This window comes from Chryseobacterium sp. NRRL B-14798 (genome assembly GCF_050470705.1).
Lineage (GTDB): Bacteria > Bacteroidota > Bacteroidia > Flavobacteriales > Weeksellaceae > Chryseobacterium > Chryseobacterium cupriresistens.
Genome location: NZ_JBFLUL010000005.1, coordinates 5,002,270 through 5,015,770 on the forward strand (window position 1 = coordinate 5,002,270; position 13,501 = coordinate 5,015,770).

The 13,501-nt window shown below is 36.3% G+C and carries 12 protein-coding genes; 6 read left to right on the top strand and 6 right to left on the bottom strand.

All coding sequences use genetic code 11. From position 1 onward, the window contains the following. Positions 1–107: 107 nt before the first annotated feature. Genes AB1278_RS22895 through AB1278_RS22905 form a run of 3 tightly spaced genes read left to right on the top strand, consistent with a single transcriptional unit; the run spans position 108 to position 2,130 of the window. Positions 108–1,028, top strand: coding sequence for a helix-turn-helix transcriptional regulator (locus AB1278_RS22895; RefSeq protein ID WP_137904446.1), 921 nt, complete (start codon positions 108–110; stop codon positions 1,026–1,028). Positions 1,029–1,081: 53 nt separating this feature from the next. Next, positions 1,082–1,699, top strand: coding sequence for a hypothetical protein (locus AB1278_RS22900; RefSeq protein WP_238349667.1), 618 nt, complete (start codon positions 1,082–1,084; stop codon positions 1,697–1,699). Next, positions 1,699–2,130, top strand: coding sequence for a nucleoside deaminase (locus tag AB1278_RS22905; protein WP_114822261.1), 432 nt, complete (start codon positions 1,699–1,701; stop codon positions 2,128–2,130). Before AB1278_RS22900 ends, AB1278_RS22905 begins: the two co-directional genes overlap by 1 nt. Before the next feature lie 68 nt (positions 2,131–2,198). Here the strand turns inward: AB1278_RS22905 and AB1278_RS22910 are convergent, their stop codons facing one another. Both AB1278_RS22910 and AB1278_RS22915 read right to left on the bottom strand, forming a co-directional pair. Then, positions 2,199–2,726, bottom strand: a complete 528-nt coding sequence (locus AB1278_RS22910; RefSeq protein WP_202841861.1) for a GNAT family N-acetyltransferase — start codon at positions 2,724–2,726, stop codon at positions 2,199–2,201. A gap of 67 nt (positions 2,727–2,793) precedes the next feature. Further along, positions 2,794–3,552, bottom strand: a complete 759-nt coding sequence (locus AB1278_RS22915; RefSeq protein WP_110009141.1) for a type III pantothenate kinase — start codon at positions 3,550–3,552, stop codon at positions 2,794–2,796. Between the two features lie 640 nt (positions 3,553–4,192). Here AB1278_RS22915 and AB1278_RS22920 point away from each other — a divergent pair. Continuing rightward, positions 4,193–4,651 carry a hypothetical protein gene (locus AB1278_RS22920; protein WP_202841863.1) on the top strand — a complete coding sequence of 153 codons (459 nt, stop codon included), beginning with the start codon at positions 4,193–4,195 and terminating at the stop codon, positions 4,649–4,651. A 73-nt stretch (positions 4,652–4,724) separates the two neighbouring features. Here AB1278_RS22920 and AB1278_RS22925 read toward each other — a convergent pair whose 3' ends face one another. The 3 genes from AB1278_RS22925 to AB1278_RS22935 all read right to left on the bottom strand — a co-directional run bounded on the left by AB1278_RS22925 (position 4,725) and on the right by AB1278_RS22935 (position 9,098). Continuing rightward, positions 4,725–6,563 (bottom strand): M1 family metallopeptidase, encoded by a 1,839-nt coding sequence (locus AB1278_RS22925; protein WP_202841865.1) that lies wholly within the window; start codon positions 6,561–6,563, stop codon positions 4,725–4,727. Positions 6,564–6,722: 159 nt separating this feature from the next. Next, complete coding sequence (locus AB1278_RS22930) at positions 6,723–7,214, bottom strand: DUF1572 domain-containing protein (protein ID WP_202841867.1); 492 nt, start codon at positions 7,212–7,214, stop codon at positions 6,723–6,725. 192 nt (positions 7,215–7,406) lie between these two features. Continuing rightward, the gene (locus AB1278_RS22935) at positions 7,407–9,098 is read right to left on the bottom strand and encodes a DUF6909 family protein (protein ID WP_202841869.1); all 1,692 of its coding nucleotides are present in this window, start codon (positions 9,096–9,098) and stop codon (positions 7,407–7,409) included. 304 nt (positions 9,099–9,402) lie between these two features. Here AB1278_RS22935 and AB1278_RS22940 point away from each other — a divergent pair, with 304 nt between their 5' ends. Continuing rightward, entirely contained in the window at positions 9,403–11,598 is a 2,196-nt protein-coding gene (locus AB1278_RS22940) for a glutamine synthetase III (protein WP_137904454.1), read from the top strand. 338 nt (positions 11,599–11,936) lie between these two features. Beyond that, a complete protein-coding gene (locus AB1278_RS22945; protein WP_395972195.1) occupies positions 11,937–12,647 on the top strand; it encodes a C40 family peptidase in 711 nt (236 codons plus the stop codon). Positions 12,648–12,833: 186 nt separating this feature from the next. On the opposite strand, the gene AB1278_RS22950 is transcribed toward AB1278_RS22945, so the two are convergent. Continuing rightward, complete coding sequence (locus tag AB1278_RS22950) at positions 12,834–13,415, bottom strand: pentapeptide repeat-containing protein (protein ID WP_395972193.1); 582 nt, start codon at positions 13,413–13,415, stop codon at positions 12,834–12,836. Between the last annotated feature and the right edge of the window lie 86 nt (positions 13,416–13,501).

Below are 13,501 nucleotides of genomic sequence, written 5' to 3' on the forward strand. Positions count from 1 at the left end.
ATAAATAAAAAATAAAACACGACACGTTTTGTCGCATGAACCGCATATATTTGTCTTATAAAACTTTACCATGAATGCAGCGTTGCTGCACCCTAAAAAATAGAGAAATGAAGAAAGATTTTTATCTGACAAGATATGCCTTAATTATTAAAAGATTAGAAAGTTCTCCGGCTACCTATTCACAGCTGGAGGACTATCTTTTAAACTCTTTTGAATTCCAGGATGCGGGAATCAAGAGCTACTCTATCCGTACCCTGCAGAGGGATATCCGGGAGATTTCCGATCTTTTTAACCTCTCTATTCACAACAAAAAAAAGGGTGACAACCGGTATTATATCGAGAGCCGCCCGATTATGGAAGTAGATGAATACAATCAAAAACTTCTTGAATCTTTCCAGGTAAGCAACGCCCTGAATCTTCATCCGGACTTTTCAGATTTTATCTTTTTTGAAAGCCGCAAACCAACCGGTGTGGAACATTTTTATGACCTGTTCTTTGCGATCAGAAATAAAAGAGTTGTGAGTTTTGAACACTACAATTACAAGAACAAACTGATGACCTCCAGAAAAGTGCATCCTTTGGCTTTAAAAGAATCTAAAGACCGATGGTATCTTATTGCTATTGATACCAAAGACAAAGTTTTAAAATCATTCGGGCTTGACAGGATCAATTATCTTGATGTGGCTAAAAATCAGTTCAGGGAAAAATACAAATACAACTTCAGAGAGCACTTTAAAAATGCATTCGGAGTGATGAACCTGACAGAACAGAATCCGCAGAACATTGTATTGAAATGCAGCCGCCATCAGGGAGAGTACATCAGAAGTTTCCCACTTCATCAGTCACAGAAAGAAACCAAAGAAACGCCGGAAGAGATCTATTTTGAGTTCTTCCTCCACCCTACTTATGATTTCATGCAGGAAATTCTTTCTTACGGAAAAGAAGTAACCGTTCTGGAACCGAAAACCTTAGTTGAAGAGATCCGCAATCATTTACAGGAATCTTTGAACCGTTATCTTGAAAGCTGATCATCAGGAATATATTTCATATTTTTTGTTATATTTACATAAATATACCCTTATTGAAAACTTTATTCATTGGCATCAGCTGCTTTATCTCTTCCTTTTTTCTCGCACAGCAGAAAGAAGAGTTCAGGCTTGTAAAGAGTTATTATAACCAGCACAGAAATATGCTGAATAAAGAGTTTAAAAAGAAATTTGATGCAGAATCCAATACGGTAAAAAAAGCTGCGATAAAGGGAGACTTCCTTTTCTTCATGAAAAAAATGGATAGCATTGAAAACAATGCTCTGATCGGAGCTTTATTAAAAGTCAGGAATCTGGAGGACCTTCAAACCATCAAAAATCCCAGGCTCACCTCATCTGAAAAGTTTGCAGATGCTGAAAAGATTGCGGATTATCCCGGAGGTATCAATTCTTTAAGGCAGGAAGTCGCCAATCTGCTGTATGTTGACGGAGTATATTCTAAAGAGAAGATGATAAAAACGGATGTGGATTTTATTGTTGAAAAAGATGGAACAGTCAGCAATGTTCATGCACAGGGAGATAATTTTACCTTTAACAGACAGGCAGAAATTGCTTTATATTCTCTGGTGGAAAAATTTTCCCCGGCAATGCTGAAGGGCGACCCTACTATTTACCGCTTTAAACTTCCTTTAACTTTAACGATAACAGATTAATGTTTACCGACGAATATTATATGAAAATGGCGCTGCAGGAGGCAGAGGCCGCTTTAGAAAAAGATGAGGTCCCTATCGGATGTGTAGTGGTTTCCAACAACCGGATTATTGCAAGGGCCCATAATCTTACTGAAACACTGAACGATGTGACTGCCCATGCAGAAATGCAGGCCATCACCTCTGCTGCCAACTTTCTGGGAGGGAAATACCTGAAAGACTGTACGCTTTACGTAACGATGGAACCGTGTGTGATGTGCTCAGGAGCGCTTTCCTGGTCTCAGATTTCCAAGGTTGTTATTGGAGCGCGTGATGAGCAGAGAGGTTTTATCAACAAACATCTTTCTCTCCACCCTAAAACAGAAGTTATTACGGGAATCATGGAGACGGAATGCTCTTCTATTGTTAAAGAATTTTTTAAAAGTAAAAGATAATTAAAAACAAAAGCCGGAGGATAGTGATATTCTCCGGCTTTCAATTTTATAATAGTAAGACAATCTCTTTAGTCTTTTAAGATACAATATCTCACCAGATCAAAATATTCTCCGTCCTTTTTCACTTCTTTTATCAGAACAGCCTCCTGCTCCATTCCTACTTTCTCCATAATTCTTCCGGAAGCAGGATTGTGAGGAAAATGAGTAGCAAAAATTTTATTCAGCTTCAATTCATTAAAGCCAAAATCTATTATTGCTTTTGCAGCCTCGGTTACATACCCTTTGTTCCAGTAAGGAATTCCTATCCAGTAGCCAAGTTCAGCTTTGTCATCATCTCTGTCATGCAGCCCGATAGCTCCTATGATCTGATCCTCTTTATTCCGGATAGCAAACGTATACCCTGTATTATTTTCAAAAGCTTCTTTTGACATTTTCACCCAGGATCTGGCATCATTTTCCACGTATGGATAAGGAATATTGGAAGTAAGATCAGAAAAAATCCTATGCTGAAGAAGTTCAACGATAAAAGGAATATCCTTTTCTTCCAGCTGTGAAAGGATCAGTCTTTCGGTTTGTAGTACGGGAAATTTTTCCATTATATTAATTGTAAGATTGAGGAACTAAAGTATCAGCTGGATCCAACCTCAACCTTAATCATTTAATTTATAAATCTTTTCCGAGGAAATACAGACCTTTCAACGTATGAAGCCTGTCCATCACATGGATCTTATCCGTAAGGGGTTTGTAAACATGGGAAACACCTCCCGTTGCTACTACAAAACAATCGTCATTCACTTCTTCGTTGATACGGCTGACAAAGCCTTCTACCATTCCAAGAAAGCCATATACCATACCACTCTGCATACAGGTTACCGTATCCAGTCCCAAAACAGATTTGGGTTTCTTCAGTTCGATATCCGGGAGCTGTGCAGTCTGGTTGATCAGCGAATTCAGAGACGTAACAATTCCCGGTGCAATAATTACCCCTAAAGTTTCTCCTGTTTCAGCTACACAGCTTGCTGTAAGGGCTGTTCCGAAATCTATGACAATTTTCTTTCTGTTCGGGTACAGATTGTGTGCAGCTACAAGGTTGGCATAGATATCTGTTCCCATCTGCTTAGATTTTGCTTGTACTCCGGAAGGAGTATTTCTGTCAACAATCACAGGATTTGTTCCATGAATTTTTTTGATCCCTGAGCTCATTACTTTGGTAAGCTGAGGTACTACGGATCCGATAATTACCTTATCAATCTCTTTCGGATCAATTTTATAGGTTTGATAGAGCATCAGCATCTGTACATAAAGTTCATCTGCTGTTCTGTAAGGTTTTGTATTGATGACCCACGAAATATCACAATTATCGCCATTGAAAAGACCAAATCTGATATTGCTGTTTCCTACGTTTATTACGATTGAATTCATTGACATATTTTTCAGAAGAAATTCATTATGTATAATTGAAATTCCTACTAGAGTTTGAGGGACTAAATTTAATCATTTTTATAAAAACTACCCCCAATCTCCCATAAATTACAATGAACTTAATAATATCATTCATAGAATTCTCGGGGATCCGAAACAAACCTGTTTATAATCTGCACAACTCATTAGGAAGTTACAAATACTAGTGTTTTAGTCTTCCTGAGACTTCGGGAGGTTTAAAACAAGCTTGGGGGAGACTTCCGGAGATATCCGAAATGTTCCTGCAAGCTGCGGGAAACCAAATGAGGTTTCCAAAAATCTCTCGAAGGTCTGTTTGTAGCAAGACGAGATACATTTTAATTACTATGAGACACTTTGCTATCCACAGCATTCGTGGGCTTAAAAATATTTTAAAAAGTGTATTGTTAATTGATCAAAAAAAATTATTCTTGTAATAAGAATTTAAAAACACAAAAATGTATAGAAATTCAAAAGTGATAATATATTTTTTATTTCTGCTAATTGGCTTTAGTATGAAGGCACAGTCAAATTATACATTTGATTATAAATTTCTAATAAAAAGCAGTCTTAGCCCAATAAATCACAATTCCTCATAAGCTCTGAAAATCAAAACCATATCATGTATCAATATCAAGACAAAACAGCAAAGATATTTGATAATGAAAATAATAAATTTATAGAACTTCATCACAAAACAGAGTTTGACAAGAATATTTATCAATTCATTTCATCTCAAAAACTTACTGGAAGTCATTTTATAATTGATAATATTACCGTTGAAAAAATCGGAGAAAATAAATATTTAATAAAATGTTTCCGCAGTTTTGAAAATATTAAACAAGTGATTAAAATAACTGTAAAGTTAAAACCTTGGGATAAGGATTTAATCCGATTTTATTATTCAGACTTGGGTGGTGATGTTGATAAAAGACTTATCTCAAGTTTAAAAGAAAAACTGAATGGAAATTATCATTACATTATAGAAAGTCATACTATAGATTATAAAAATGGATTTAAGATGACTAATTCAATAAAAGAGATAGAGAAAATTAAATTGCAAATAGCACTTCAAAATTAGAACAAAAGTGCAGAATATGCTATAGTCAAAACAAAAAGAGCTATCTCAAAATGAAACAGCTCTTTTTTATTGATTATTTTACTTCAACAAAATTATTTTCCATATTCACATCAGCAATTCTCTGGCTGAAATCGATTCCCAGGACAGACAATTGAGATTTTGTGTAAGGAATAGTAAGGGTATATTCTTTCTGAGTCCATGGCCAGTAAGGCATTGTTTTAAACTCACCATAGATATCTTTTTCTTTCCATGTATGGGTCATATTCATCGGAATCTGATAGGTAACGACTTTCTTATCGGTCGTCATCACACCAAAATCAATCGGCATCGGAACCTGGCCATTATTAACCAGGGTAATGGTGGTAGATTTCGCATCATACTTTACATCCTTAATTCCGTAATCGATAGTTTTTGTCGTATTGATCCAGTAATTATGGAACCATTTCAGATCCATCCCTGAAACTTTCTGTGCAATGTGAAGGAAATCCCTGTCTGAAGGATGCTTCATACTCCACAGGTCATAATATTGCTTTAAGGTTTCGGCAAGATTCTGCTCTCCCATAATATATCCAAGCTGCACCAGATACAATTCACCTTTTACATAGGATGCATAAGTGTAAGACGTTCCGTTATCATGATGATCTCCCAACCAAACGGCAGGTTCTTCAATTCCTTTTTTAACGAAGTTTCTGTAGGCATCCAATCTTTCAACAAAAGGATTCGGAAGATCTTCAGGGAATAACTGATACATGGTATAGCCTTCCGCATAGCTTGTAAAGCCTTCATCCATCCACGGACGTACAGATTCGTTAGTGGCAAGCATCTGCTGATACCATGAGTGAGCTCCCTCATGAGCCATTAATCCCATCAAATCTTTAACACTTTTAGCTTCCCCTAAAATCATAGTACACATCCCGTATTCCATTCCGCCGTCTCCTCCCTGGATAAATGCATAGGTAGGATATACATATTTCCCGAAGTGAGCATTCATGATCTGGAAATATTTCGTGATATAAGGCTGAGATTCACCCCATGCTTTCGTTTTATCATTTTTCTGATACACCAGGTATACTTTCGGGCCTTCCGGAACATTGAAGCTTTCTACAGAATAATCTCTGTCTGCACTCCATGCGAAATCAAGGATATTTTTTGCGGTCCATTTCCAGACCACTTTTTTGTCTTTTTCTGTTTTTATTTTGGCATTGGCATCGTAGCCTTTTACTTCTGTTGGATTTTCCAGAATTCCTCCTGCTCCTACGACATAATCTTTGTTGATTTTAATGGTAACATCAAAATCGGAGAAAGGTGCATGAAATTCTCTTCCCAGATAATCGAAAGTGGCCCAGCCATCATAATCGTATTCAGCAATTTTCGGATACCACTGCGTCATGGTCATGTCTACTCCTTCTCTGTTGTTTCTTCCGCTTCTTCTGATCTGCATAGGAATCACAGCATCCCAATCCATTGTAAAGGTAGTCGTAGAATTAGGTTTGATAGGTTCTGCCAGATACACTTTCATAATGGTTTCCTGAACTTCAAACTTAAGGTCTTTCCCGTTTTGCTTAATCCAGTGGATATTCTGAGCTCCTTCCTGATCTTTTGGAATGGAAGCGAGTCTTGAAATACCATCTTTCTGCAGTCTCCCGTCCCCATTTTTTCCCTGGGAAGCCACTCTCTGATCCATCATGGAATTAGGTTTGAAAGCATTCCAGTATAAGTGGAAATAAACCACATTCAGCTCATCGGGTGAATTATTGGTGTATTCTAAAGTTTGTTTTCCCTGATAGGTAAATTTTTCAGCATTGACATCAATATCCATCTTGTACTTCGCAGCCTGCTGATAATAAGCTCCTTGCTGAGCCTGAAATTGTGAAATGATAAACGCAAAAATGATTGCAGCCGATTTTCTCATTTAAAATTTTATTTTTTCTAAAGGTAGGTAATTTATATAAGAACCTCAAATAGGAGTTATCCCGAGGTTTTATTCTGTTTATTATGGTTTTAGATGGATATTAATCTGAATTGTTAAATTCTTTTTTGAGCTTTCTTTCAATAATCCGATTTACAGTTTTTAAAAGTTGCTTCTCCTATTTTCATATGTTTTTAATATTTTTTTGATTAAAGTAATCTGTCCCAGATGATAATAGCTGTGTTCAATCATTCCATCGATATTTCTTCGGTAAGTTCCATATTTTTCATCAACGAAAACCTCATCCAGTTGGGAATCCGGCATCTGTTCCAATAATGTGGCAAACTTTTCAGAATCCGTCCAGAGTTTACTCAGCAAGTCTTCCCATTGTTGCTGAGATTCTATGGGAGGAAGATCAAAACTGAATTTGTCTTTAATCTCAAGAGCTCCTCCTTCAAAGACATTGATAATACCTGCAATATAATAATCGATGTGAAAAGTAAGCATCGCAATGGTATTCAAAGTATCTACTTTTGTTACCGCCTGTTCCCAGGTCACCTCTGAAAGCTGATCTTTAAAATTGGTATTGGCGATCCAGAAACCATCCAGCAAAACTTCTCTGAATCTTTTGGCGAGTTGTGAAACTGAACTCATGAATATATATTTATGTTTCCTAAAGATAGGTTTTTATTTAAACACAAATTTCACCAATGAAAACCACTATTTTAAACACAATAAAATAGTGCAATTTGTGAAATAAATTCGTGATATTTGTGTTTAACTAATTACAAAAAAACCTCAAATACAAAAGTATCTGAGGTTGATATTATAATGATTGAATTACAATTATTTTTTAGCCGAAGCTTCTTTCTTACCGCTTCTTAAAATCTTTTCAAGGATTCTTAAAGTGATCAGATACGTTGGTTTTACTCCTGTAAGACCCAGGCCTCCTGAAGACAGTGTGCTTCCCGTTTCCAACGGATTATCCGATGCATAATAAGCATACATGACAAACAAATCCGGTGAAATATGGTGTCTGATCTTGGATGCTACCTGAATAGCTTTCTGGTAGTGTGCTCCTTCCATTTCAAGACCAATAGCTTTCCATGAAGTATTCATAAAATAGGAAAGGATATCTTTATTCTGGAGAGAGGTTCCCAGCACCGTAATCATTGGTCCTTCAAAAGCTTTTAATTCATCATCTTTAAAATCTTCCAGTTTTAAGGCATTTTCAAAAGGATAGTTATCTGCAGTTCCTTCGAAAATATGAGAAGTAGGGATCATGATATCACCTTTCGCTCCGGTAAGAATACCTGCTTTACCCATGATGGAAACGGATTTTACATGCATCATGTATACTTCTCCTTTATGTTCAAAAGGTCTCAGCAATTCGTCCATTACTTCGAAAGCCTGCTCTCCGAAGGCATAGTCAAAAACCATTACTACATCATCACTTGAGAACTTGATGTCTGCAAATGGTGTATTTTTCAGATCTGTTTTGCTGAGGTCTATAATCTGAACGTCAATATTACTTCCACTCTTGTCAGCAATATGAATCATCCCTTCCTCCAAAGCATATTTTAAAACTTTATCACGAAGTTCTTTCTTATTGGAGATCTCTTCGTACAGTTTATAATCTACCTCGTGGTGCTGCTTCTTTTTAAGGGCATTATTGGCATACAGCATATTTTTCACCGAGTGCATATTGGCTGAAATAATGTGTAAAGGACGCATATGAAGATTGTTTTCAAATAAAACTTCCTTCACTTTGTTTGCCCATTTTTCTCCAAAATAATGGTGCCCTACTCTTTCTTTCAATATAGAACTGAAATGAATTTCTCTTTCTCTGCTACCTTTTGCATCATCAAGACTTACTTTTCCTAAGTTGTAAATGATTTTGAACAGACGGTCAGGATTATGATCGTCACCAAAAGTATTATAAGCTCTTAAAGTTTCATCAAAAGATCTTCCTATTAAAGAAGAAAGATGAATAAGTGCCACTTCTTTTTCTTTTCTGCTGAATTTCTTTTCTCCCTTCACTACTTCTTCAATAATTTTGAAGGCACGTGTCGGTTTCCAGTTTTCATCCTGGATGAATGCCAGATTACGGATTTTATCAGCTTCTATAAACAGGAAGGTAAGGTGGGTAAGAATGTCATAAATTTCAGAACGGCCCAAAAGAACCTCAATATTCATCTGGTGTTCGTCTATTCTATAACAGTTTCTTCTTCTTTTCTTGGGAACAATAGGTTCGAAACTTCCTTTATCAAACCCTTCATCAGATGTAAGATGAATAAAAGCACATTCTTCAATTCCTTCCGGAAGTCTGTCCAGTACATACATCAAACCGTCCAATTCCAATTTGCTTGGAATATTCATAGTTCCATAAATTTCCGGATTGATGGTCTTTAACAAACTTCTGATACTTTCTCCTGAAACTCCGCCCGGCTTGAAAAATCCTCTATAAAATAAGTGTCTCATAGAGATGTATAGTCTTTCAATAGCCTCTGTTGTTTCTCTTGCTCTAGAATTTGTCATAAAATAAATTTCACACAAATATACAAAATCTTTGCCCACTTTATTTTAACTGTCTTTTAACAAGTCGTTTAATCCCATCGTATTATTTTAATTTGCACAATATATAGTATATTTACATTAACATCTATAAAACAGGCGTGAATTCTCACATCCTAAATTTTAAATCACAAAACAACCCTCTTAAAAAACACTAAACACTTGTTTAGATTATATAAATTTTCAAAGCACCCCTAAAATTTTTAGGGGTAAAATGTTTTCAATTCATTTTTTTTGTAAATTTGCGCTGTAAAAAATCAACCCAATTATGTCAACCTTAAGATTCAAAGCATTAGAAACCCTTCCATTTAAGGATTTCAGAAAAGACAACTCTGTTGAGATCCCTGCGAAATTATCAGAGCTATTCTGTAAAAATGTTTTCTCAGAAGAAACCATGAGAGAATATTTAACAAAAGAAGCATTCGGTTCTATCATGGATGCGATTAAAAAAGGAACTAAAATCCAGAGACATATTGCAGATCAGGTAGCTGTAGCGATGAAAGACTGGGCAATGAGCAAAGGTGTAACACACTATACGCACTGGTTTCAGCCTTTGACGGGTACTACTGCAGAAAAGCACGATTCTTTCTTCACTCCAATCGAAGGAGGTAGAGCCATCGAAAGATTCAGCGGAAACATGCTTATCCAGCAGGAGCCGGACGCATCGTCTTTCCCTAACGGAGGTATCAGAAATACTTTTGAAGCAAGAGGTTATACAGCTTGGGATCCTACATCTCCGGCATTCATTATGGGAACTACATTATGTATTCCTTCTATCTTCATTTCTTATACAGGAGAAACGTTAGATTATAAAGCTCCTCTTTTAAGAGCTTTGAACGCTGTGGATGAAGCTGCAACGAATGTAATGCAGTATTTTGACAAAAATGTAACAAAGGTAACTCCTACTTTGGGTTGGGAGCAGGAATATTTCCTTGTTGATTCAGCATTATACCAATCACGTCCGGACCTTGTATTAACAGGTAAAACATTATTAGGACATTCTCCGGCAAAAGGACAGCAGCTGGATGACCATTATTTCGGTTCTATTCCGACAAGAGTAATGAACTTCATGAAAGAGCTGGAAATCGAATGTATGAAATTGGGTATCCCTGCAACAACAAGACATAACGAGGTTGCCCCTAACCAGTTCGAGCTTGCACCAATGTTTGAAGAAGTTAACGTTGCTGTAGACCACAACTCTTTGTTGATGGACATCATGGCAAGAGTAGCACACAAACACCACTTCCATATTCTTTTCCACGAAAAACCATTCGCAGGAGTAAACGGAAGCGGAAAACACAACAACTGGTCTTTAGCAACAGATACTGGTGAAAACCTGTTAAGCCCTGGAAAAAATCCAAAGAAAAACTTACAGTTCTTGACATTCTTTGTTAACACCATTAAAGCGGTTCACGAATATGCAGATCTTCTAAGAGCAAGTATCGCTTCTGCAAGTAATGACCACAGGCTTGGTGCCAACGAAGCGCCGCCGGCAATTATTTCCGTATTCATCGGAAGCCAGCTGTTCAGTGTATTGGAAGAACTTGAAAAAGTAACCAACGGAAAACTATCTCCGGAAGAGAAAACAGAATTAAAATTAAATGTAGTTGGTAAGATTCCTGAAATCCTGCTGGATAACACAGACAGAAACAGAACTTCACCATTTGCATTTACAGGAAATAAATTTGAGATCAGAGCGGTAGGTTCTTCTGCAAACTGTGCAGAGTCTATGACCGTAATGAACACGATTGCAGCTAAACAGCTTAATGATTTCAAGAAAGAAGTGGATGCTTTAATTGAAACCGGTCTTAAGAAAGACGAAGCGATCTTTAATGTATTGAGAGAATACATCAAGCAGTGTAAAAACATTATGTTTGAAGGTGACGGATATTCTGATGACTGGGCGAAAGAGGCTAAGAAAAGAGGATTGAACAACCTTAAGACGACTCCTGAAGCTTTAAAACAGGAAATGGACAAGAAATTCCTAGACCTTTATGAAGAGATGGGAATTTTCAACCACAGAGAAGTTGAAGCGAGAAACGAGATTAAATTAGAGAAATACTCTACTGTAATTGATATTGAAGCAAGAGTGCTAAGTGATATCGCCAGAAATCACATCATTCCATCTGCATTAAATTATCAGAACAGATTAATTGAAAACGTAAAAGGTCTTAAAGATATCTTTGGTGATAAAGAATTTAAAACGCTGGCAAAAGAGCAAATGAGTTTAATTACAAGCATTTCTGAAAATGTTTCTAAAATCAAGCTTGGTGTTGAAGATCTTATCAAAGCCAGAGAGGCTGCAAAAACCATATCAGACAGCCAAAAACAGGCAGAAAACTATTGTAACAAAGTAAAACCATTATTTGATCCTATCAGAGAAGCTTCTGATGCTTTGGAAATGATGGTGGATGATGAGCTTTGGCCAATGACAAAATACAGAGAAATGTTGTTTACCAAATAACACCTGTAAAGTTCCATATTAGTTTAAATTCCCCGGAAAACCGGGGAATTTTTTTGTTTTTTTAACAGCACTGAAAATTAAGACTTTGAATCACAAAACGTGATATATAGAAGAAAATCGAAGAAGTTTGTTAAAGAATCTTAATAAAAAAAACCGCACACTTACCAAAAACAGGCTGTTGCGGTTTATTTTTCTTTAACATATGTAAATTATATGTTAAAATGTGTTAAAATAAGATCCTGACAATTATCATATCAGGGGTCTTTTGCTCGGAATCTCTACTTTTGTAATGCTTTTGAAAATAAATATTCCTTTTTAACACGGATAATCAAATATATATGAAGAAAAGAGTTTTGTTTTATTTAGTTGCTTTAGTTACTACAGTTTCATTGCAATCGTGTGCTACAAATTATGTGGTTTCAAAACCAGCAACTTACACAAAAGAATACAAAACAGATGCCAAACTAGCTTCTATAGATAACAAAAAAATGGAGCAGGATAAGCAAAAACTTATCGACTCATTCCTTGCAGAAAAGGCGGCATCTATCGCTAGTGCTAAAAAAGCAGTTAAGAATTCTGAGATTGCAAAAGCAATCAAACATAATAAAACCATTGACGGTATCCTTGAAGAAGCTGAAACATACCTTGGAACTCCTTACAGATATGGAGGAACAACCAGAAACGGTATAGATTGTTCAGCTTTTGTTCTTTCTGTATTCGGAGCAGCAGCAGGTCTTAGTTTACCTAGAGTAGCAGCATCTCAGGCTCAGGAAGGTGAAAGAATTGAAAAAGGAGAGTTACAGAAGGGAGATTTGATTTTCTTTTCTCATGGAAGAAGAATTTCTCACGTTGGTATTGTAGAAAGTGTTTCTGAAGATGGTGAGATTAAATTCATCCACGCAGCAACATCAAAAGGAGTAATGATTTCTTCACTGAATGATTCTTATTGGGGACCTAAATTCAGATTCGCAAAAAGAGTGATCAACGAAGAAGGAGAGGCTTACAACAACTTAGCAGCAGCTACTCTTCCTACACCCGCAAATTTTTAATTTTATAAATAATTGATTTAAATAATGAAGCCATCAGAATCCTGATGGCTTTTTTATATACACTATTTCGACTAAATTCCAGCTAAGCCAGGTTAAATATCCAAGAAGGAAAAAAACGGGCTAAAACCCCTCTCCTATTATTTTAATATTGATAATTTATAAGCAAACAGAACTTAACCAAAGATATCAACTGTTCTTATCAATTTCAATATCCAGCTTATATAACAGTCCATGGATCTCAGAAAGCGAAAATCTGGCCTTTTTAAGCCTATTTAAAGCCGGATCTATCGAATAATTAACCGAAGTTCGGAAATCTGCTTTTTCCAGGTTTGTGCCGTCAAAAACAGCGCCCGACAGATCGCAGTTACTGAAGACTGCATTGGAAAGATCACACTCACTGAAATCTACCTCAATTAATTTTGAATTTTTGAAAACAGTTTTTTTAACGGATGTCTGATAAAAAACGGAATTGTTTAATGAACTTCCATCAAAAGTAAAGGATAATCCGAACGCATTGCAGTCATCAAACTGAAGTCCGAACATTTTACATTCTTTAAAGACAACCCGGTGAAATGCTGTTTTGATCAGTTTTACCATACTGAGACTGCATCCGATAAATTCACAGTCTGTAAAGCTGAAACCGGATAGGTTTCCGTATTCAAAATTACAGTTTCTGAACGTACAGTTTTCGTACTCACTTTTTTCTAAAGGAAGTTGCGTGAAATCTTTGCTCTCGAAATCTTCGTCTGAGAAATAGGATTGTTTCATACAAATTGTTGATGAAGTTGATTTTGAAGATGAATGATCAGCAGAACAATGATAAACTTCCATCATCCAGCTTCCAAACTCCCTCT

What these genes read in the sequence shown, in the direction of transcription:
- AB1278_RS22950 (WP_395972193.1), bottom strand. Translation starts at nt 13,415, where the DNA reads ATGAAACAATCCTATTTCTCAGACGAAGATTTCGAGAGCAAAGATTTC.
- AB1278_RS22945 (WP_395972195.1), top strand. Translation starts at nt 11,937, where the DNA reads ATGAAGAAAAGAGTTTTGTTTTATTTAGTTGCTTTAGTTACTACAGTT.
- AB1278_RS22940 (WP_137904454.1), top strand. Translation starts at nt 9,403, where the DNA reads ATGTCAACCTTAAGATTCAAAGCATTAGAAACCCTTCCATTTAAGGAT.
- AB1278_RS22925 (WP_202841865.1), bottom strand. Translation starts at nt 6,563, where the DNA reads ATGAGAAAATCGGCTGCAATCATTTTTGCGTTTATCATTTCACAATTT.
- AB1278_RS22895 (WP_137904446.1), top strand. Translation starts at nt 108, where the DNA reads ATGAAGAAAGATTTTTATCTGACAAGATATGCCTTAATTATTAAAAGA.
- AB1278_RS22930 (WP_202841867.1), bottom strand. Translation starts at nt 7,214, where the DNA reads ATGAGTTCAGTTTCACAACTCGCCAAAAGATTCAGAGAAGTTTTGCTG.
- AB1278_RS22910 (WP_202841861.1), bottom strand. Translation starts at nt 2,726, where the DNA reads ATGGAAAAATTTCCCGTACTACAAACCGAAAGACTGATCCTTTCACAG.
- AB1278_RS22935 (WP_202841869.1), bottom strand. Translation starts at nt 9,098, where the DNA reads ATGACAAATTCTAGAGCAAGAGAAACAACAGAGGCTATTGAAAGACTA.
- AB1278_RS22905 (WP_114822261.1), top strand. Translation starts at nt 1,699, where the DNA reads ATGTTTACCGACGAATATTATATGAAAATGGCGCTGCAGGAGGCAGAG.
- AB1278_RS22915 (WP_110009141.1), bottom strand. Translation starts at nt 3,552, where the DNA reads ATGAATTCAATCGTAATAAACGTAGGAAACAGCAATATCAGATTTGGT.
- AB1278_RS22920 (WP_202841863.1), top strand. Translation starts at nt 4,193, where the DNA reads ATGTATCAATATCAAGACAAAACAGCAAAGATATTTGATAATGAAAAT.